Below are 20342 nucleotides of genomic sequence, written 5' to 3' on the forward strand. Positions count from 1 at the left end.
GCCGCCAGCATCTCAGGCATGATCGACTACGTGCGCACCTCAACAGTTCGTCACAGTCCCACCGGCCCCAGACGTAAGGCCATCGCCGGCATAGCCGTCCTCGCGATGACGCTGTCCGCCTGCGGCCTCTTCGGACCGGATCAGCCGGATACCGTCAGCCAGGAGTTCGTCGATGCTCTGAATGCCGATGACGTCCAGGCAGCCGCGGCCCTCACCACCGACCCCGCCGCCGCATCGGCGGCCATCACCGCCCTCTACGACGGGCTGGGCAACAAGGACGGAACCTTTGCCCGTACCGAAGTGCAGGAGTCGGGCGACGACGCCGGAACCTTCACGATGGAGGTCACCTGGCCCTTCGCCGAAGGTCAGCAGTGGAAGTACAGCACGAGTGGCAACGCGGCGAAGCAGGGTGACGACTGGAAGATCACCTGGGACCCGGCTGTGCTTGCGCCCGGGCTCACGGAAGACACGACCGTTCGCTACACCCCGACGACCGGGCGGCCGCCAAAGGTGCTGTCGGCGTCGGGCGCGCCGATTCTCACGGAGCAAGTGGTCACTCTGGTGAACCTGGACCAGGGTGCGGACACCGCCGCGGTCGCAGCGCTGCTCGCCCCCCTCGCACCCACGATCACCCCGGCGTCGCTGCAGAAGGATGTGGCCGATGCCCAGGGCAAACCCGTCACCGCGATCAGCCTGCGTGCGGAGGATCTGGCGCCCATCGAGGCGCAACTGACCGCACTTCCGGGGGTGACGCTCGTCCCGCAGGCGCGACTGCTGAGCACCGACAAGGCACTGGCATCCCCGACGCTGTCCGGACTCGCCGACCTGTGGCAGCAGGGGCAGGACGCCTCCGCCGGGTGGGCCGTCCAGTTGGTCTCAGCCGACGGCTCGGCGGAGAGCATCGCGGGGGAGGACGGCCCCGTCGCCCCCGACATCACGACCACCCTCGACCTCCCGATGCAGACGGCGGCCGAGCGGGCACTGGCGGACATGCCGCAGCAGGCCGCGATCGTCGCCCTGCGCCCGTCCACCGGTGCCGTGCTGGCGGTCGCGCAGAACGCTCCCGCCGACGCGCTCGGCCCGATCGCGCTCACCGGCCTGTACCCGCCGGGGTCCACCTTCAAGACGGTCACGACGTCGGCTGCCCTGCAGGCCGGATCCGCCACCATCGACACGGTGCTGCCCTGCCCCGGAACCGAGAACATCGAGGGCAGGCAGATACCCAACGACGATCAATTCGACCTGGGTCAGGTCCCGCTGCACACCGCCTTCGCCCGATCGTGCAATACCACGATGGGCCGGTTGGCTGTGGGGCTTCCGGCCGATGCCCTACAGAACGCGGCCCTGCAGTTCGGACTCGGGGTGGATTATGTGACACCGGGTTTGACAACCGTGACCGGCAACGTACCGATCGCCGACAGCCCGGCGGCTCGTGTCGAATCGGCGATCGGTCAGGGTCAGGTGACCGCGTCCCCCTTCGGAATGGCATTGGTCGCGGCGTCGATCGCTCACGGCTCCACGCCGGCGCCCATGATCGTGGCGGGCCAGCCGGGCACTGCCGATCGGACGGCCCCGCCGGTGCCTGCCGAGGTGACCGCGGATCTGCGGACTATGATGCGTGAAACCGTGACCGGCGGTACCGCTACTGCGCTGCAGGACATTCCGGGACTGCTCGGAAAAACCGGCACGGCGGAGTCCGGTAACGGTCCGGCACACGGCTGGTTCGTCGGAATCAAGGACGATCTCGCATTTGCCGTATTTGTCGCCACAGGAGACAGCTCGGCCCCTGCTGTGCAGGCCGCGGGGCGTTTTCTGCGCTAAACCGGTTCGCTGGTCGTGCTCGACGAGATAAGTTGTGGCTCAACCGTAACTCCTTCGTAGGCAAGTTGTGCTTGTTACGCATGTGACTGAAAGCAAGATGGTGGACATGGGGAATGGACGATCGCTTGGACGCCGCAACAAATACGTGATCGCCCTCATAACGGCTGTGATATCAGCGGTCGTTCTGGCGTCCTGCGTGATGTCGACAGAGGAGGCCGACGCCAAGTCGGTCGTCGCCTCCTTCGTCGAAGCGCTGAACGAGCGCGATGCCGCTGCCGCTGCCGCACACACCTCGTATCCCAACGCCGCAGAGTCGGCGATTCAGCAGATGTTCGACGGCTTGAAACCCGAGGACGCCCAGTTCGACCTCACCCAGTTCATGGACCTCGGCTCCGACTCCGGATTCTTCACCGTCGGTGCCGCGTGGAACTTCGGTAAGGGCAAGGACTGGAGCTATCAGGTGCAGGGCGGCGTACGGCATCTGTCGGTGGGCTGGCGCATCTCGTGGGATCCGTCGATCCTCGCGCCCGACCTCGGTAACGGGCGTATCGTCCGCTACGACCGGACGGACGCCGCTCCGCCCAGGATTTTCGACGCCGCCGGTGCGCTGCTGATGAACGAGCAGACCATCAATGCGATCACCCTGGATCCGGCCACGATGCCGGATCCCGTCGCGACTACCCGCCGCCTTGCCGAAGTTCTCGAACCGGTGGCTCCGCTGGTGACGGCAGACACGATGATGGCCGATCTCGCCCAGAAACCGGGAGAGCAGGTCACCGCAGTCCTCCTGCGCGATCAGGACTACCTGTACCTCGAGGAGGACTTGAACATCCCCGGGGTCGTGGTGATCAAGACACCGAAACTGATCACAGCGGATCGCCGCATCACCACCCCGCTGCTCGACCCGCTGCGGAAGGTGTGGCAAGCGAACCGTGACGCCACCGCCGGCTGGGCCGTGCACCTCGTCGATCCCGACGGCACGCTGATCCCGCAGGCGGGATTCCAGGGCCCACCCGGACCCGACATCGTCGCCACCATGGACTCGCGGCTGCAGTTGGCTGCGGAGGAAGCGGTGGTCAGTGTGGGCACCCCGGCATCGATCATCGCGATCCAGCCGTCCACCGGGGCCGTCCTCGCCGCAGCGCAGAACAACCAGGCGATGGAGCAGGGGCCGATCACCTTCCAGGGTCTCTACCCGGCCGGGTCGAACCTCGACCTGATCAAGAAGGCCGCAGGACTGCAGAAGGGCGTCGACCCGTCGTCGCTGTCGTTGGAGGACATCGCGAAGGCAGGGAACCAATTCGGACTCGGGATGAACTACAACGTTCCGGGGCTCGACCACCAGACCGCGGTGTTCACTGCCGACCAGTCGGGAATGAACCAGGTGATGAACCGCAAGAACGAGGACCTACCCGCCGTGACACCGTTCGGAATGGCGATGGTGGCGGCGTCGATCGCCCGGGGCAGTGCGCCCGCACCGATGATCGTGCAGGGTCAGCCGGGGACCACCGAGGTGGGGGCGCAGCCGCTTCCCGCGAACGTCACCGATCAGCTGCGCGCAATGATGCGGGACAACGTGGTGCGCGGCGGCGCTTCTCTGCTGAACGGCTACCCCGACCTCATCGGCATGAACGGGGCCAGCGGCGATGACCGCTGGTTCTACGGATCCCGCGGAGACCTCGCCTTCGCGGTGCTCGTTGCCGACGCGGACGGTGGCGACCGCGCCGTGAAGATGACCGACATGCTGTTCCGGGAGATGGCCAAGCCGGCGAGCTGACCCTGCGTTCACCGGTGTCGTGCGGCGGCGCTGAAGGAGTAAGTACGCAAGGGTAAGTTTTTCACCTGTGCCCCTGCTCGATATCGGTCTACTCGTCGTCGCGGGGTTCTTCGCGGGACTGGTCGGCTTCGTCACCGGACTGGCCTCCATCGTGTCGTACCCGGCCCTACTCGCCGCGGGCCTGCCGCCTGTCACCGCGAACGTCACCAACACCGTTGCGATGGTGGCCGTCGGCGTCGGCGCACTCTCCAACTCGACGCGCGAGGTGGCGGACACGGGCCCGAAGTTGTGGCGCTGGGTTCTGGCGTCCGCTGCCGGTGGAATCGTCGGGGCCGCCATCCTCCTGGGCGCCCCCGAGGGTTCCTTCGAGGCCGTGGTGCCGTTCATGGTGGCGTTCGCCGCGCTTGCCCTGCTCCTGCAGCCGCGGATCCGCGCGTTCGCAGGGGAGCGCGACCTGCCCCGTACCTACATGCTGTCCCTGTTCGTCGTCGCAATCTACGGCGGCTATTTCGGCGCGGGAGCCGGCGTGATCTTCCTGGCGAGCGCGCTGATCCTCACGTCCGAGACGATCTGGCGCGCCACCATCCTGAAGAGCTTCCTCCTGGGTATCGCGAACCTCGTGGCGGCTCTCGGCTTCGCGGTGTTCGGACCCGTTCACTGGGGCGCCGCGGCGGCGATGGCGATCGGTGCCCTTGCCGGCGGGTGGTGCGGCCCGCCGGTGGTCAAGCGGATTCCGCCGTCGATACTCCGTGTCGTGATCGCGGTGGCAGGGTTCGGCCTCGCCGGGTGGCTGTGGATGCGGTGAGCGGACGACCACGAACCGGGGTCAATGCACTCCCTTCATCAGACGCTTGATCCACGGTGAGCCGACCGCCAGCAGCACGCCCACCGCGATGGACCCGACGCCGATAGCGGTGAAGTAGGGAACCTCGTTGTTCTCGTTGTAGAAACCGGCCAACGTGCCCGCCATCGCGGTACCCAGCGCCACGGACAGGAAGAACAGGGCAACCATCTGCGTGTGGAAAGCCTCCGGTGCGAGCTTGGTCGACAGCGACAACCCGACCGGCGACAGGAGCAGTTCCGCGAAGGTGAACAGCAGGAGGATGCCGCACAGGCCGAGCAGCGGAGCGCTGTTGGCGCCACCACCGGACATCGGAATGAACGCCAGGAACGCCAGCCCCATGATCATGGTGCCCATCGCGAACTTGACGGGGGAGGACGGCTGGCGCGGCCCGAGCTTCGTCCATGCGGCGGCGAACACGCCCGCGAAAATGATGATGAAGACCGGGTTGATCGATTGCACCCAGGAGGGCGGGAAGTCCCATCCGAAGAGGTTGCGGTCGAGTCGCTTGTCGGAGTAGACCGCGACGGTGGTGAACTGCTGCTGGAACAGCGACCAGAAGACGGCACTCGCGATGAACATCGGAATGAACGCGTAGACCCGGCTCCGCTCGATCGCGGTGATGCGGCGGCTCGACAGGATGATGGCGAAGTAGCCGACGGCCGCGACGATAGTGAGCGCCACGACGACATCCGACATGTTGCTCGTGGTGACCAGACCGGTCAGGCACGCCGCCGCGATCACGATCACTGCTGCGGCGGCAATGGCGATCCACTTGGTGCGCTGGTCCGACGGGAGCGGGTTGGGGGCGGTCGCACCGATGCCGCGCAGATGCTTGCGGCCCAGCGTGTACTGAACCAGACCGAACGCCATGCCGACGGCGGCGAGGGCGAACCCGGCGTGGAAGCCCATGGTGTCCTGCGCCCAGCCGGTCAGCAGGGGGCCGACGAGGGCGCCGAGGTTGATACCCATGTAGAAGATGGAGAACCCGGCGTCGCGGCGCTCGTCGTGCTCGTCGTAGAGGTCGCCGACCAGCGAGGTCGCGTTCGCCTTCAGACCGCCACTGCCGAAGGCCACGCAGACGAGTCCGACCCCCACACCCCACAGGCCCGGGAAGACGGCCAGTGCGATGTGCCCGAGCATGACGAGTACCGCGCTGTAGAACAGGGTGCGCTCGGAACCCAGGAGTCGGTCGGCGATCCACGCGCCGAGGATCGTCGAGAGATACACCGTGCCGCCGTAGGCGCCGACGATGCTGGTGGCCGAGGCCTCGGAGATTCCGAGACCGCCGTCGGCTGCCGAATAGTAGAGGTAGTAGATCAGGATGCCCTGCATCCCGTAGAACGAGAACCTCTCCCACATCTCCACGCCGAACAGGTTCGCGAGGGCGAACGGCTGGCCGAAGAAACCGGTGTCGGCTCGCTTTTCGTCCTGCCGCGGATCGACGGTGTCACTCATGCAACGACTGTCCCACTTCGCACGTCGGTTCGGGCGGCGACGCGGCGGATCCGCTGCCGATCAGCTGGGCGTGCGTACCTTCGTGACGGCTCTCGCGGCCGCACGCCAGCCGAGAAGGAACACCGCCAGAACAGTGCCCGCCACCAGGATGAAACTGAAGGCCGTGCCCTGACCGCTGACGACGCGGAGCAGCATGCCGACCACCAGCGTCGAGAACCACACCAGCAGCCCCGTCGGCACGATCAACACGGCGTCGAACTTGTCGCGGTACAGCGCTACGGTCGCGACCCAGCCGACGGCGAGGCCGCTGAGGAAGGGCCACGCCGTGATGGCGAGTCCCGTCAGCGCGTTGGCTTCGTCGTGGCTGCGGCGGCCGATGGCGCAGAAGACGACCACGAGCACGACATCGACGACAAGTGCGGGAAGGAACTTCTTCACCCGATCAGCGTAATGCGGCAGCACATGCGACCCACGGGCACGGCCGACTCTTGTTCTCGCAGACGAGGCGCAGCATCCGGGCGACGTGGACCGGGCTGACCATCTCCTCAAAATCTCCAGCCGAGACTGTAGACTTTTGGTAGCGACGGTTCTAAAGTATTGATCGTCAACAGAGGGAATCAACTAGCGGGGTGGCCGACGGGCTACCGAGGAAAGACGAAGGCACGGGGCGGAGCCGGAAGCACGAAGAGGTGGCTCCGCCCCCCGAACACCCGGCGTGAGAAGGAGAAGGTCAGCTACTCACGCTGTTCACAAGAAGTCGAGGTGAGAGGCGGGTGTTGCGTATCCATCATCAGGATCCGTATGCAATGAATGTCTTGTCCTTGTGCCGGCCGCGGCCGGTGCAGCTATAACCCCTTCGGACCCCGGCGCGAGCTCGCGCCGGGGTCCCTTACGACGCAAGGAAGGGCTCGACGCAGGAACTGTGGATAACTCCACCGGCACCACCAATGAACTCGACAACGACGACTACCCCGCCTACACCATGGGGCGCGCCGCCGATCTTCTCGGCGTCACCGCAGCGTTTCTTCGAAGTCTCGACGACATGGGATTGCTGGTGGCGTACCGCTCGGAGGGCGGACATCGCCGCTATTCGCGGCGTCAGCTCCGGCTTGCCGCCCGCGTCCGGGAGCTCGTCGACAGCGGCACGGCAGTCGAAGCGGCCTGCCGCATCGTCTCGCTCGAAGACCAGCTCGCCGAGGCTCGGCGCGAAAATACCAGCAGCTAGGCAGTGTCGGCTTCGCCGGTGCTGTGCGGGGTGTGTTCCGCTCCCGGCTGGTCCCGGCGCTCGAACTCGAGGTCCATCTCCAGGTCCTCGTGCTGATTGTGGCGGAAGAGAATGAGGAAGACGATCCACCCGATCAGGGCCACGAGAATGTAGCTCACCATGCGGTAGACGAAGACCGCTGCGAGCGCCTGCGACGCCGTCGTTCCCGCCGCCGTCAGGGTGGCGATCAAGGTGCCGTCGACGAACCCGAGTCCCCCCGGTGCCAGCGGAATACTGGCAACCGCCTTGGCGGCAGCGAACGCGATGAGCAAACCGGCGAACGAGGGTTCGGCGCCGACGGCCCAGCAGGCAAACCCGAGACAGGCCACATCGGCGAGGCGGTGCACCGCCGACCACCCGAAGGCGGCGAGGGAATCGCGCCGGCCCAGCTCCACCGAATCGAGCTGGCTGAGGATCTCCTTCCACCGCTCGACGCCGGTTTCCGGAGGGTTCTTACGGAACCTGTTGTACCGAGTGAGAACCCGATGTCCCGTCGACTCGATGCAGTCGGGGTTACGGGATATGTATCGCAAGCCGTAGAACAGGGCGAATGCGGCGATCAGCGACAGCACCAGGGTGATGGGGCTGACTCTGGTTCCGACGGCGAACGCGCCGGCCACGCCGAGGAACGCGAGGCTACCTGCGGCGATCACCCCGGAGATCGCGAGCTGCCACGATGCGACGACAGGCGTCGCGCCCCACTTTCGGGTCTGCTTGTAGGTGAACGCGGTGGAGAAGACCTGGCCTGCCGGCAGGCTGACGGCCATCGCAGTGCTCGCGTAGATGACGGACACGGACTTCAACTGGGAGACGACGACGCCCCCGGCTCGCAGCAACCGCTGCTGGACGGCGCCGTAGCCGCTCAGCGACACCGCCTGCGCCGCGATGCAGGCAGCGACCCATCCCCAGTGGATCTCGGTGAGTGCTTTCCACGAATCGCTGAGGGTCGGCCACAGGTAGATGCCCTCGATGGTCAGGAGGGCGAGCAGCCCGGCCCCGAGCAGCCATTTGATCCACCAGAATCGACTTCGCTGCCGAGGGGGCTCGGCAGTGGGCGGGTCGGAACGAGGCAGGGCCACATCCCAAGCGTAACCAACGGGTAGCGGATTACTCCGGATAGTCCTCCGGCCAAGCCAGATGGGTATTGCGACGACGCCCACGTAACTGCACCTGTTCGCCCAGCTCCCAGTGCGCCTGCTCCTCCTCGTCGGCGAAGTACAGCGCGCTGGTGGACGCCAGGACGCGGCTGGGATGAAGCTTGGCGAGCTCGGTGAGTCGCGACGCCTCGTTGACGGGGTCGCCGATCACGGTGTACTCGAATCGTTCTGCGGCACCGATGTTTCCGGCGACGGCCAGGCCCGCGGACACGCCGATCCCGATGTCGAGGCCGGTGATCTCGTGGAGCGCGAACCTCAGCTCCCGCGCAGCTGCCAGTGCGGCGGTCGGGGCGTCGGGGCGGTCGAGCGGGGCGCCGAAGATTGCGAGAGCCGCGTCACCCATGAACTTGTTGACGAATCCGTGGTGTCGGTCGATCACATCGACGACGACGCGGAAGAACTCGTTGAGCAGATTCACAACCTCGCCGGGCGGACGTTCGGCCGCCGCACCGGTGGACCCGACCATGTCGACGAACAGAACGGCCACGAACCTCGTCTCGCCGCCGAGTTCGGTGCCGAACTGGAGTGCTCGCCGTGCCACGTCCTCCCCGACATGCTGGCCGAACAGTTCACGCAGCAGTCGCCGCTCGTCGGACTCGCGCATCATCCGGTTGAACCCGACCTGCAGCCGTCCGATCTCGCTTCCGTCGAACACTTCCACCCGCACGTCGGTGGCACCGCGCTGGACCCGTTCGATGGCCCGCCGCAGCTGCTTGATGGGGTCGGAGATTTGGCTGGCGGTCAGCATCGACAGCGCGAAGGCCTGTGCGATCGCGATGATCGACAGCAGCATGATCGCCCAGGCGAGTGCGTTGGGGGAGAATACGAGGTCGGTGGTCAACTGTGTGACGCAGAGCAGGATGATGCCGATGACGGGCATCAATGTGCCCAGGCCCCAGGTCATCGCCAGGCGGGTGCCGACCCCGGGGGCCATGGTCCGGTCGAATTCCCCCTCGCTGAGGGCGCGCGCCGCCACCGGGCGCAGAATGCGTTCCCCGAGCATGTAGGTGAAGCCGAAGGTCGTGGTCGCGGCCATGCAGACCGTGACGATCACCGCGACCGCCAGTTCGGGCATCTCGGTGATGGTGAGCAGCACGAAGATGATGCCGCCGAGTATCCACAGGACCAGATGCACGATCGCCTGCCGCAGCGGTGCGTGCAGCGCCGACATCTGTTCACTGCGGGTGGGCGGGCCGCCGCGTAATTGCCAGCGGATGACGGACCGCAGCATCATCGCTGCGGCAGTGAGACTCACCACCGCGGCGAAGGCCAGGTAGCCGCCGAAGATCGCGACATTGCGCACCCGGTCGGCGATGATGGCCTGCGATTCGGGGATCGGCACGCCATAGCGCACGAACGCGAAAACCAGGATGGCGCCGATGAAATTGGCGAGGAGCATCGAGACCATATAGAGCGGCCACCTGCTGCGGACCGTCGCCGCGATCGCTCTATATGATTTCCGCACGCCGTTCAATTTAGCGGTGGGCAAGTTCGGCAGCGCAGGACACATCCCCTAATGGGTCCGGACACGCCTGTTTCGGCCGCGAACTCCCCGGCAACCTGGTGAAGCTCGATACGCTCCGCAGGTGAACTCGAACGAGGGCTCGACACCCGTGACCGCAGCGGAACGTAGGCACCGTGCCTCGGCGTCCGTGCATCCGGTGGTGCGGGTGGCGGCGGAGTGGACGTGGCGCCTGCTCGTCATCGTTGCCGGGCTGCTGACCCTCGGCTACATCGTCGCCAGGCTCGACACGGTGCTCATTCCCGTGGGGCTCGCACTGCTTGCCTCTGCTCTGCTCGTGCCACTCGTGGACTGGCTGCAGGAGAAGGGTGTGCCCCGATCTGCGGCGGTGGTGGTGGTCCTGGTCGTGTCCATCGGTGTCGTCGCCGGGATCATGACGTTCGTGGTCGAGCAGTTCGTCGCGGGTCTTCCCGGGCTGACCGCCCAGTTCGAGGCGAGCATCGACCAGATTCAGAACTGGTTCACCAGTGGGCCGTTCCACTTCAGCGAGGATCAGATCCACCAGGCCGGCGACTCCGTGGTCAAGTCGATCCAGGACAACCGCGAGCAGCTCACCAGCGGTGCGCTGACCACGGCCACCGTCATCGGGGAGATCTTCACCGGGGCACTGCTGACCCTGTTCACTCTCATCTTCTTCCTCTACGGCGGAAGCCAGATCTGGGAGTTCGTCACCCGCCTCGTGCCTGCTGCTTCCCGCCCCCGCGTTCGGCTGGCCGGAAGCCAGGGGTTCGGCTCGCTCATCGGTTACGTCCGCGCCACCGTTGCTGTCGCAGCCGCCGACGCCATCGGCATCGGCGCGGGACTCGCCATCCTGGGGGTGCCTCTCGCGCTTCCCCTGGCGTCGCTGGTCTTCATCGGTGCGTTCATCCCGATCGTCGGCGCGTTCCTCACCGGATTTCTCGCTGTCCTCGTCGCCCTCGTCACCAAAGGCTTCCTCACCGCGCTGATCGTGCTGGGCATCATCATCGGCGTGATGCAGCTCGAGGCCCACGTGCTGCAACCGCTGTTGCTCGGTCGCGCCGTCCGGCTGCATCCCCTCGCGGTGGTTCTCGCCATCACGACCGGGATCGTGCTCGCCGGGATCGTCGGCGGGCTACTCGCCGTTCCCATCGTCGCCGTGCTCAACACGGCGGTCCGGTCGCTGCTGTCCGGGGACCCCGAGGCCACGTTCGACGCGATCGAGGTCGATGATCCCGCCGTTCCCCTCTACCCCGCGGAACCCGACGAACCGGAAGAACCGCAACACTCAAGATCCGACAGTTCCCCATGACCGACGACCATGAGCGCCGCACTCGGCTGCACTACCGGCCGACCGTGCGAGCCGCCGCCGAGCGAGACACCCAGCCGGATGCACCGCTGTGGCGTGCGGCGCAGGCGTTCCGGCTGGTCACCCTGGTGTATGCGGTCAGCTACCAGTTCGTGTCCGTTCAGTACTACTCCCATCAGCGGCTGAGCTGGTTCTTCGTTGCGTTGATGGCGGTGTGGTCGGGAGTCTCGGCGGTGCTGCTCTCGCACGGGAAAATACCGCGCTATCAGATCGTCATCGCGGACCAACTCGTCGTCATCGCCTTGATGGCGTCGACGAGACTCGTGTCCGACCCCGACTGGTATCAGCACCACCAGACTCTGCCGACGACGTTGTGGGTCACCAACGCGGTGATCTCGGCCGCTGTCTTCGGCGGGCCGTGGCTGGGGATGGCATCGGGCGTCCTGATGGCCACTGTGAGCGCGGTGGTGCGTGACCAGGTCAACCTGGATTTGTGGCGTGACGCCACGGCGCCTGTGCTGGTGTCGGTCGGACTTGCGCTCGGGCTTGCCACCACGACGGCGAGGCGGGCGCAGGCCCAGCTGGAACGGGCCGTACGGCTGGCAGCGGCGACGGAGGAACGCGAACGCCTCGCCCGCGAAGTCCACGACGGGGTTCTCCAGGTACTTGCCCTCGTTCGTCGGCGCGGAAACGAAATCGGTGGTCCCGCAGCCGAACTCGCGGACCTGGCGGGGGAGCAGGAGGTGGCGCTGCGCATGCTGATCTCCGAACAGGGCGCCGGGGTGACCGCAGACCTGGGCGGTGCGGCGATCGACCTGCGGCTCCTCCTGAGCACCCGGGCCAGCACCACGGTGTCGGTGTCGACGCCGGCCGACCCGGTGACGATCGAGCGGGGACGGGCCACGGAACTGGCCGCGATCGTCGACACGGCGCTGTCCAATGTGGCGCAGCATGCCGGGGCCGGAGCCAGGGCTTACGTGCTGCTCGAAGACCTCGGGGACGAGGTGATCGTCAGCGTGCGCGACGACGGCGCCGGGATCGCCCCCGGCAGACTGGCCGAGGCGGAAGCCGAAGGGCGCATGGGAATATCGAAGTCGATCCTGGGGCGGGTCCGAGTACTCGGCGGGACTGCCGAACTCGACACCGAACCCGGGCAGGGCACCGAATGGGAGATCCGCGTGCCGAAGGGAGAGGACCAGCATGGATGAGGAGCAAGCCGGCGGTCACATCACCGTGATGGTGGTCGACGATCACCCGATGTGGCGCGACGCCGTCGCCCGGGACCTCGAGGGTGCAGGGTTCACCGTCGTCGCGACGGCTGACGGCGTCGCCGCCGCGGGCCGCCGCGCCGCCGCAGCGCGCCCGGACGTCGTACTCATGGACATGCAGCTGCCCGACGGAAACGGGGCGACCGCCACCGCTGCGGTGCTCGAGGTGTCGCCCGACAGCCGGGTCCTCGTGCTGTCGGCGTCGTCGGAACGCGACGACGTCCTCGACGCCGTGAAGGCGGGTGCATCCGGGTACCTCGTGAAGAGCGCGTCGGTGGAGGAGCTGCGGGAGGCTGTGCGAGCCACCGCCGCCGGGCAGGCCGTGTTCACACCGGGCCTCGCCGGCCTGGTTCTCGGCGAGTATCGCCGGATGTCGAGTGCGCCCGCCGATGAGCGGGGACCCGCCGTTCCGAAGCTCACCGAGCGGGAGACGGAGGTCCTGCGTTTCGTCGCGAAAGGATTGAGCGCGAAGCAGATTGCAACCAAGCTGTCGCTCAGCCACCGCACCGTCGAGAACCACGTGCAGGCCACCTTGCGCAAGCTGCAGTTGGCCAACCGCGTCGAACTCACCCGGTACGCCATTGAGCAGGGCCTCGAGTAGCCCGTGAGTACTTGTTAACAACGCGTTGTTAACAAGTACTCACGGGCGGCGGAGGCGCACTAACCTGGTCGGCATGGAGGCACGGGATCTACGCGTATCCGATGCGGAGCGCGAACACGTCGGTGAACTGCTGCAGCGAGCGGTGGGCCAGGGGATGCTGTCGCTGGGGGAGTTCACAGAACGAATGGATACGGCGCTGGCCGCGAAAACGCGCGGCGAACTCAATGCCGTCCTCGTCGACCTCCCGGGAATACAGCTGATCTCGGAGTTCGTCCCGCCCCCGTATCCCGACCGGCCGTACGCCGCGCGGCCGATCCCACCCTCGTCGGCACCTGCACCGTCGGTAGGCCACCACGTGTCCGTGCCGCCGCCCGGTGAGATCATCCGCGGTCGGATGTCCTCCGTCACCCGCACGGGCTCATGGAGTGTGCCGGCGTCCCTGAAAGTGGACACCCGGGTGTCGAGCGTAAATCTCGACTTCACTCGCGCGGTCATGGCGACACAGGTGGTGTACCTCGATGTCGACGACTACGCGAGTTCCCTCACCCTGATCGTCCCCGCGGAGGCGACCGTCGACCTCAACGGGATCGAGACGGTGGGCGGCAGCGCCACCAACAAGGTGCGCAGCGGCCCGCCCATCGGCCCCCTGCACCTGGTGGTGCGCGGCAAAGTCCGGTTCGGCACCGTCACTGCCCGGCATCCGTTCGGCACCTCACTCCGCAACATGTTTCAGTAAGGGGGTTCGTCGAAACCCCCACCCCGCTCGAGTAGGTCTACTCATGTGCGGACGGACTGGTCGCCGGACGATGAATACATGTCCACACCCGGGAATCCGTCCGTCGATCCGCGCCTGATCGCCCAGCTGTCCGGCGATTTCTCCGCACTCGGCCAGCAAATGCGGCACGTGGGCGAAAATCTCGCCATCCTGCAGGCGCAGTTGTCGACCGTTTCGCAGCCTTCCTCCGAGCCGGCACCTCGGCCCGGACCCGTACCGCAGCCCGGATGGGCGCAACCTCCGCAGGTCCAGCAACCTGCGCAAGCCCAGCAGATGTACCGGCCGCCGGGTCCTCATCCTTCTGCGCCTCCGCCTCCGGTACCCCAGGCGCCGCCGCAGTTCCGGCCTGCACCCACCCCGCCGCCCAGAGTGGCCCGGGAACCGTGGTGGCAACGCGACGGTGTCATCAGCCGCATCCTCGCGGTCGCGGGTGTGGGTGTGACGCTCATCGGGGTTGTCATGCTTCTGGTGCTGGCCGCCCAGGCCGGGTTCTTCGGTCCGGGACTGCGGGTCGCTTCCGGAGCGATTTTGTCAGTGGTGCTCGTTGTCCTCGGTGCGCGTGTGTTCGACCGACCGGGTGGCAGGTTCGGCGGAATCGCCCTCACCGCAACGGGTATCGCGGGTGCGTATCTCGACGTGGTCGCCGTCGCCGTCGTGTATCACTGGCTGCTTCCAGCCCTGGCGATGGTCGTGGCACTCGGGGTCGCCGGAGTCGGCGTCGCTCTGGCCGTCAGATGGTCGTCGCAACCGCTCGCCGTACTGGTCGTGACGGGTGCCGCGGTGCTCGCCCCGGTCCTGACCGACGGAATATCGCTCACCCTGATCGGGTTCCTCTTCGTCGTCCAGGTGGCCGGCTTCCCGGCCCAACTCGGCCGCGCGTGGCCGTATCTGGCAATCACGCGCACCCTTCCCGTGGTGATTGCGCTGCTGATCGTGATCGTCGACCTCGAGGCCGACGACGGGCAGATGAGAAACTGGGCGTTGGCCAGTGCGGTGCTGGTCGCGTCGTTCGGTCTCGTCTCGTCGATCCTGCTGCTCCGGAGAAATGGGCGTGACATCACCGCGACCGCGATGATCGTGACCACCGCAGTCCCGATGCTTCTGGTGTCAGACCTCTTCGGCCGAGTGCAGTCCACCTTGATCACACTCGCGCTCGCGGCCGCGATGTTCGGGACCTGGATGGCGGTGCGGCCGCTGCCTCTGCATGCGCGCAGTGCGCTCGCAGGCACCGGGGCCCTCGCGCTGCTGCTCGCCTGCCTGGTCGGTGCCGGCGGAGGGAGTGCACCGCTCGTCGTACTCGGGATGGCAACGCTGTTCCTCACCATCGGTGGCCAGGCGTCCTCGCGCATCGCCTACGCGGTCGGGGCCGCGTTCGCGGTGATCGGTGGTCTGATCTTCCTCGACAGCGCCCCGCCGTTCGTCCTCGGCGACGAGCACAGCGCGGTCGACCTGCTCGGGATCACGACTGTGCTGTCCGGGTTGGTTCTCGTCGGCACGGTGGTGTTGCTCGTCTGGTACGCGCACTCGCTGCGGCTGATCCGCAGCGCTACCGCACAACCCCTCTGGGTTCTTGCCGGACTCGTGATCCTCTATGCGGTCACCACGGTCGCGGTGTCGGTGGGTACGGCGATCACGGGCACATCCGTCGGCTTCATCGCCGGTCACTGCGTCGCCACGATCGTGTGGATGATGGCCGCCACTGCTGCACTCGTGTTCGGTCTGGCTCACCGCGAGTACGCCCACACCGCACTGGGTGCCGGACTGGCGCTGACTGCGGCCGCACTGGCCAAACTGTTCGTCTTCGACCTGGCCATGCTCGACGGCCTGTTCCGCGTACTCGCCTTCCTGGTGGTCGGCCTGCTGCTACTGCTCGCGGGAACGCGTTACGCCAGGGAGTTCGCGGAGCGCGACACCGGGCGCGGCTCGTCGGTCAGCGCCGATTCTGCCGAGCGATGAGTTCGCTGACACTGACGGCGTTGCCGTCGTCCGCGCGATGCCTGCCGCTCGACGTGTCTTCCTGGTCGGCCGGCGGGTGTTCGACGCCGCGTCGACGGGAGCCGTTGGTCCCCGTGCCGCCGTTGGTCCCCGGACTCCCGTTGGTCCCCGGACTCCCGTTGGTTGCCGGACTGACGTGTGCCGTGCCGTCGGTGGCACCAGAGTTGTTGCCGTTGGTGCCACCGGCGCGTCGAGTGCTAGTCGCGGGGTCCGGGGGGTCAGGCAGGGCACGACGCCGGGTCGGCATCGAGGGAACCGGCCGGGCAGGAGACGACTGGGGGGTCTCCTGCTCGTCCGGCGCCGGCACCGAACGCGGCGATCGGGTGGGAAGCGACGGCGTCTGTTGCGTGGGCGTGCTCGGCCGCGGTTCCGCGGGAGACGAGACCGGGCGGGGTCCCGCCGCGGAGGTGGACCGCAGGTCTGCGAGCCAACTCTCGATCGGTCGAGACTGCGTGGCAGGCCCGGGAGCCGTGGTCGCTTGCCGTGGCGGCTGCTGGGCCGGGCGAGGCGGTTGCGCGGGACGGGTCTGCCGATTGGTGCGCGACGGAGCGGTGGCAGGACGCGGAGCAGCCGGCGAGGGCAGAACCGTGGTGGGGGGCTCGGCCGGTGGTGCGTCGTCGACCCGCTTCGGCGGCTGGGCAGGCCTGCCCGTGGCCGACCGACGGGCCTCGGTCTCCGCGCGCCGTGCTTTCGCCTCGTCCTCGGACATCTTCGCGGCGAGCGCCTGAGCGGTGACGAGCGGAATCGGCTCGGTGAGCGGTTCGGGCTTACGGGGAGCGGGCGGCGCCGAAGGCTTCCTGCGCGGTGGTGCTGCCCCCACGGGGGTCAGTTCGGGGACGTCCGCAGGCATCAGTTCGCTGTCGAGGATCGGCTCGGCGAGACCCGTCTTCTCCTGGATGCGTTTCATCCACGCGGGCGCCCACCAGCAGTCGTCGCCGAGAAGCTTCATCGTGGCCGGGACGAGGAACATACGGATGAGCGTGGCGTCGATGATCAGGGCGGCGATCATGCCGTAGGAGATGTACTTCATCATCACCAGTTCCGAGAACCCGAACGCGCCCGTGACGACGATGAGAATGAGGGCGGCGGCGGTGATGATCCGCCCGGTGTGCGCAGTGCCGATGCGGATGGATTCCGTGGTACTCGCGCCCTGCGCACGCGCCTCCACCATGCGTGAGAGCAGGAACACCTCATAGTCGGTGGAGAGGCCGTAGACGATGGCGATGATGAGCACCAGCACCGGCGACATGATCGGGCCCGGGGTGAAGTTCAACCAGGCCGACCCGTGACCGTCGATGAAGATCCAAGTCAAGATGCCGAGCGTGGAGCCGAGACCCAAGGCGCTCATCAGCGCGGCCTTGATCGGCAGCACCAGGGACCCGAACGTCAGGAACATCAGCAACGTCGTCAGGAAAAGGACAGAGATCACCATCGTGGGCAGGTGTTCGAGCAGTGCGGCGATACTGTCCTGCTCGATGGCCGGCGTTCCACCGACCAGCACCTGCGTGCCGTCGGGAGCGTCCATTGCGCGCAGATAGTCGATCGTGGGCTTCGACTCGTTACGGTCCACCAGGCCCGCCTTGAGGACGACGACGCCGTCCTTGACCGCGCCCTCCGGGGAGAACTTCTCGATCAGGCCCGGCGCGCCGCTGGCTTCCTTGATGATCTGGCCCAGCGCCTTGTTGTCGGCGTTCGACACCACCAGCTTGACGGGTTCGGTGCGCATGCTGGGGAAGATCTCGTCGAACTGTTCCTGCGCGGCACGAGTCGAGCTGTCCGGCGGCAGGTACGTCTCGTTGATGCCACCGAACTTGATGCCCGTCAACGGGACGATCAACAGGAGCAGCCCGACCACGATCGGGATGGTGACCTTCAGCGGATTGCGCATCACCCAGCGGGTGAGGCGGCCCCAGACGCTGGCCTCGATTTCCTCCGTGTTCTTGGTTTGACGGAAGCGCTCGAAACTGAGGGCGTCGATGCGCTTGCCCAGGATGCCCAGAATCGCGGGCAGGATCGTGATGGACGTGAGCGCCGCGAGTCCCACCGTCGCAATGGCGCCGTAGGCAACGGACTTCAGGAAGCCCTGCGGGAACAGCAGCAGACCACCGAGGCTGGCGACGATCATGGTGGCCGAGAACACCACGGTGCGTCCCGAGGTCATCACTGTTCTCCGGACGGCGGAGCGGGTGTCGTACCCCTCCGCCATCTCTTCTCGGAAACGGCTGACGACGAACAAGCCGTAGTCGATGGCGAGGCCGAGACCCACGAGGGAGACCACGGGCGCGACGAACGAGTTGACCTCGGTGAAGTTGGTGATGAGACGGACGACACCGTTGGCGCCGACCACGGTGAGACCGCCGATGATCAGCGGCAGCGCCGCCGCCACGACACCACCGAACACGAAGAAGAGCAGGAGGCCGACGGCCGGGATCGCGAGGATCTCCATCCGCTTGATGTCCTTGGCCATCGTGTCGTTCAACGCGCCCGACACCGGTTGCAAGCCGGCGAGCTGCACGTCGACGCCGTCGATGTAGAACTCGTCCTTGATGTCGCGGAAGTTGGCGGTGACCTCGGTGTCGTTGTCACCGACGATGGCGATGCTCTCGATCGCGTGCTGCTTGTCCGGGCTCGAGGCGGCGCTCAGAGTCGGGGCAGACCCGACCTTGAAGTACCCGCCGTTGATCTTGAGGATCTTGTCGGGGTGTTCCGCGGCCAGCGATTCGAGGTTGGCGACGATCTTCGCCTGGAACTCCGGATCCTCGATGGTCTTGCCCTCGGGAGCCGTGTAGAGCGCCACCACATCACTGTTGGTGTCGCGGCCGAAGGTGCTGTCGGCAAGCTTGGACGCGGCGACCGATTCCGAGCCCGGATCATCCCAGCCGGACTGGCTGAGATGCTTCTCCAAACCCAGACCGTATGCGGCGGAACCGAGCAACAAAGCCACCATGATGCCGATGACGGTGAATCGGGCCCGGTAGACGACGCTTCCCCAGCTCGCGAACACTGATCAACTCCTACTCGGCAGCACTCTTCCGCCCGACGAGCAGGGCGGAAAGCGGTCGGAACGGCTGCAACCAGGCACCCTCGTCGGGCAATGTGTCGAGGCTGACCCGAGGAAGTGGTTCCCGGAACACGCCGGGGATGTCCTCGAGATCGACGAAGTCCAGAAGATCGGACGCAACCGCCCAGCTGGCGTGCTCGCGGAACCCGAGTATCTGGACCGGTATGCCGGTCGCGGCGATGTTCTCCAACGGTTCACGAAATGCCTGACCGTCGGCGGAGGCGACCATGACACCGGCCAGCCCCTCACCATGCCGGAGCGCGATGTGGTCCAGCATGTCGGAGTCGACGTCGCTGTCCTCATCGATCTTCGGCTTGGCGAACACCGCGAAGCCCACATTACGCAAGGCTTCGACCCACGGTCTCACAACATCGGCGCTGCCAGCCGCGATATTGGTGAAGACGGTCGCTTCGGGTTCGAGTGTGTCGGTGCCGGACGCCGACAGTTCGGCGGTCCGGGAGAGGAGCCAGCGGCCGAGGGCGTCGAATCGTGGCCGGTAGGCCGCCGTCGGGCGACCGCCGAGGATGGCGCCCAGGCCCATGTCGAGGTTCGGCGCGTCCCAGACGAGAAGGACTCGCTTCTGGTGGCGTCCGTCACGTGCACCCACCACGGGAGATCCTGACGACACCGCGGTGCCGGCAGAGCCCGTAGGCAACCCGCCGGAGATGTACTGCTCGCTGACGCTCATGACCTGATCTTCCCCCAAATCAACTCGGTGATCGCACTCCCGACCTGATGGGCCTTGTCTTCGAACTTCGTCACCGGACGCTCGTGTGTCATCGGAGACTCCCAGTCGAGGGAGGTCAACAGCGGTTCCGCGTTGCCCGCCTCGGCGATCGCCTCGGCATACTCGGCGTGATCGGTTGCAACGTGCAACACACCACCGGGCTTCAACCGACTCGCGATCAGCGCAAAGGTGGGGGCCTGCAACAGGCGGCGCTTGTGGTGACGGGCCTTCGGCCACGGGTCCGGGAAGAAGACACGGACACCGGTCAGTGATTCGGGTTCGACCATGTTCTCGAGAACGTCCATGGCGTCACCGCGCAGAACACGGATGTTGGGGATGCCGTCGCGCTCGATCTGCTGCAGTAGCTGTGCGAGCCCGGGGCGGTACACCTCGACGGCCATCAGATTCACGTGCGGTTCGGCTTTCGCCATCGCCGCTGTGGCGGTTCCGGTGCCCGAGCCGATCTCCAGGATCAGGGGTGCGTCGCGCCCGAACCAAGTGACCGCGTCGAGGCGGGTGTCGGAGACCTCGGCACCGATTTTCGGCCACTGCCGATCCCACGACTCCTGCTGGGCAGGGGTCAGCGCCCCCCGGCGGGAGCGGAAACTCGTCACCCGGGGGTGCAGTCGAGATCCCGTCTTACGCGGAGTCTGTCCCTCCTCGGGGACGGCGGGTGCTTCCTGATCGGCGTGGTTCACCGGACCATTGTCACGCATGGGGGGCGTTTCTGGCATACGGGTCTGAAGTTGACATTGAGACTTTCTGGTCGATCGGCGGCGCAGCCTGCATGGTTGCCCACGCCGGTTTC

General features: G+C 66.7%; 16 protein-coding genes. 9 read left to right on the forward strand and 7 right to left on the reverse strand.

Annotated features, from left to right (window positions below; all coding sequences use genetic code 11):
• Positions 1 to 18: 18 nt before the first annotated feature.
• The 3 genes from L1080_RS31880 (at position 19) to L1080_RS31890 (ending at position 4403) form a co-directional block, all read left to right on the forward strand.
• Entirely contained in the window at positions 19 to 1821 is a 1803-nt protein-coding gene (locus tag L1080_RS31880; RefSeq protein WP_250776555.1) for a penicillin-binding transpeptidase domain-containing protein, read from the forward strand.
• A gap of 97 nt (positions 1822 to 1918) precedes the next feature.
• Positions 1919 to 3598, forward strand: a complete 1680-nt coding sequence (locus L1080_RS31885; protein ID WP_250776605.1) for an NTF2-like N-terminal transpeptidase domain-containing protein — start codon at positions 1919 to 1921, stop codon at positions 3596 to 3598.
• Between the two features lie 67 nt (positions 3599 to 3665).
• Complete coding sequence (locus L1080_RS31890; RefSeq protein ID WP_159924101.1) at positions 3666 to 4403, forward strand: sulfite exporter TauE/SafE family protein; 738 nt, start codon at positions 3666 to 3668, stop codon at positions 4401 to 4403.
• Positions 4404 to 4424: 21 nt separating this feature from the next.
• On the opposite strand, the gene L1080_RS31895 is transcribed toward L1080_RS31890, so the two are convergent.
• Positions 4425 to 5897: a peptide MFS transporter gene (locus L1080_RS31895; RefSeq protein WP_250776556.1), complete on the reverse strand. Its 1473-nt coding sequence runs from the start codon at positions 5895 to 5897 to the stop codon at positions 4425 to 4427.
• Between the two features lie 60 nt (positions 5898 to 5957).
• A complete protein-coding gene (locus L1080_RS31900) occupies positions 5958 to 6335 on the reverse strand; it encodes a DUF3054 domain-containing protein (RefSeq protein WP_250776557.1) in 378 nt (125 codons plus the stop codon).
• A 544-nt stretch (positions 6336 to 6879) separates the two neighbouring features.
• Between L1080_RS31900 and L1080_RS31905 the strand changes: the two genes are divergently transcribed.
• A complete protein-coding gene (locus tag L1080_RS31905) occupies positions 6880 to 7122 on the forward strand; it encodes a helix-turn-helix domain-containing protein (RefSeq protein ID WP_159927393.1) in 243 nt (80 codons plus the stop codon).
• On the opposite strand, the gene L1080_RS31910 is transcribed toward L1080_RS31905, so the two are convergent.
• Positions 7119 to 8240, reverse strand: a complete 1122-nt coding sequence (locus L1080_RS31910) for a lysylphosphatidylglycerol synthase transmembrane domain-containing protein (RefSeq protein WP_159924107.1) — start codon at positions 8238 to 8240, stop codon at positions 7119 to 7121. The two genes, L1080_RS31905 and L1080_RS31910, sit on opposite strands and share 4 nt — an antisense overlap.
• Before the next feature lie 28 nt (positions 8241 to 8268).
• Positions 8269 to 9726 carry an adenylate/guanylate cyclase domain-containing protein gene (locus L1080_RS31915; protein ID WP_109333310.1) on the reverse strand — a complete coding sequence of 486 codons (1458 nt, stop codon included), beginning with the start codon at positions 9724 to 9726 and terminating at the stop codon, positions 8269 to 8271.
• Positions 9727 to 9970: 244 nt separating this feature from the next.
• Here L1080_RS31915 and L1080_RS31920 point away from each other — a divergent pair, with 244 nt between their 5' ends.
• The 5 genes from L1080_RS31920 (at position 9971) to L1080_RS31940 (ending at position 15707) form a co-directional block, all read left to right on the forward strand.
• Positions 9971 to 11110: an AI-2E family transporter gene (locus tag L1080_RS31920; RefSeq protein WP_236603516.1), complete on the forward strand. Its 1140-nt coding sequence runs from the start codon at positions 9971 to 9973 to the stop codon at positions 11108 to 11110.
• Entirely contained in the window at positions 11107 to 12315 is a 1209-nt protein-coding gene (gene macS, locus L1080_RS31925; protein WP_250776558.1) for a MacS family sensor histidine kinase, read from the forward strand. Before L1080_RS31920 ends, macS begins: the two co-directional genes overlap by 4 nt.
• On the forward strand, positions 12308 to 12976 hold the full coding sequence (locus tag L1080_RS31930) for a response regulator (RefSeq protein ID WP_159924111.1): 669 nt from the start codon (positions 12308 to 12310) through the stop codon (positions 12974 to 12976). The genes macS and L1080_RS31930 overlap by 8 nt, the downstream gene beginning before the upstream one ends.
• 73 nt (positions 12977 to 13049) lie before the next feature.
• Complete coding sequence (locus L1080_RS31935; RefSeq protein WP_159924113.1) at positions 13050 to 13712, forward strand: DUF1707 SHOCT-like domain-containing protein; 663 nt, start codon at positions 13050 to 13052, stop codon at positions 13710 to 13712.
• Between the two features lie 78 nt (positions 13713 to 13790).
• On the forward strand, positions 13791 to 15707 hold the full coding sequence (locus tag L1080_RS31940; protein ID WP_250776559.1) for a DUF2339 domain-containing protein: 1917 nt from the start codon (positions 13791 to 13793) through the stop codon (positions 15705 to 15707).
• Here the strand turns inward: L1080_RS31940 and L1080_RS31945 are convergent.
• The 3 genes from L1080_RS31945 to trmB are packed head-to-tail and all read right to left on the reverse strand — an operon-like array spanning position 15682 to position 20268.
• A complete protein-coding gene (locus L1080_RS31945) occupies positions 15682 to 18750 on the reverse strand; it encodes an MMPL family transporter (protein WP_250776560.1) in 3069 nt (1022 codons plus the stop codon). The two genes, L1080_RS31940 and L1080_RS31945, sit on opposite strands and share 26 nt — an antisense overlap.
• 10 nt (positions 18751 to 18760) lie before the next feature.
• The gene (locus L1080_RS31950; protein ID WP_109333301.1) at positions 18761 to 19495 is read right to left on the reverse strand and encodes an NYN domain-containing protein; all 735 of its coding nucleotides are present in this window, start codon (positions 19493 to 19495) and stop codon (positions 18761 to 18763) included.
• Complete coding sequence (gene trmB / locus L1080_RS31955; RefSeq protein ID WP_250776561.1) at positions 19492 to 20268, reverse strand: tRNA (guanosine(46)-N7)-methyltransferase TrmB; 777 nt, start codon at positions 20266 to 20268, stop codon at positions 19492 to 19494. Before trmB ends, L1080_RS31950 begins: the two co-directional genes overlap by 4 nt.
• Positions 20269 to 20342 lie beyond the last annotated feature (74 nt).

Origin of the sequence: Rhodococcus sp. MSC1_016 (assembly GCF_023667485.2) — a bacterium.
Lineage (GTDB): Bacteria > Actinomycetota > Actinomycetes > Mycobacteriales > Mycobacteriaceae > Rhodococcus_F > Rhodococcus_F oxybenzonivorans.

Coding starts and splice junctions, on each gene's coding strand:
- L1080_RS31880 (WP_250776555.1), top strand. CDS start 19: ATGATCGACTACGTGCGCACCTCAACAGTTCGTCACAGTCCCACCGGC.
- L1080_RS31885 (WP_250776605.1), top strand. CDS start 1,919: ATGGTGGACATGGGGAATGGACGATCGCTTGGACGCCGCAACAAATAC.
- L1080_RS31895 (WP_250776556.1), bottom strand. CDS start 5,897: ATGAGTGACACCGTCGATCCGCGGCAGGACGAAAAGCGAGCCGACACC.
- L1080_RS31905 (WP_159927393.1), top strand. CDS start 6,880: ATGGGGCGCGCCGCCGATCTTCTCGGCGTCACCGCAGCGTTTCTTCGA.
- L1080_RS31915 (WP_109333310.1), bottom strand. CDS start 9,726: ATGGTCTCGATGCTCCTCGCCAATTTCATCGGCGCCATCCTGGTTTTC.
- macS (WP_250776558.1), top strand. CDS start 11,107: ATGACCGACGACCATGAGCGCCGCACTCGGCTGCACTACCGGCCGACC.
- L1080_RS31930 (WP_159924111.1), top strand. CDS start 12,308: ATGGATGAGGAGCAAGCCGGCGGTCACATCACCGTGATGGTGGTCGAC.
- L1080_RS31935 (WP_159924113.1), top strand. CDS start 13,050: ATGGAGGCACGGGATCTACGCGTATCCGATGCGGAGCGCGAACACGTC.
- L1080_RS31940 (WP_250776559.1), top strand. CDS start 13,791: ATGTCCACACCCGGGAATCCGTCCGTCGATCCGCGCCTGATCGCCCAG.
- L1080_RS31950 (WP_109333301.1), bottom strand. CDS start 19,495: ATGAGCGTCAGCGAGCAGTACATCTCCGGCGGGTTGCCTACGGGCTCT.
- trmB (WP_250776561.1), bottom strand. CDS start 20,268: ATGCCAGAAACGCCCCCCATGCGTGACAATGGTCCGGTGAACCACGCC.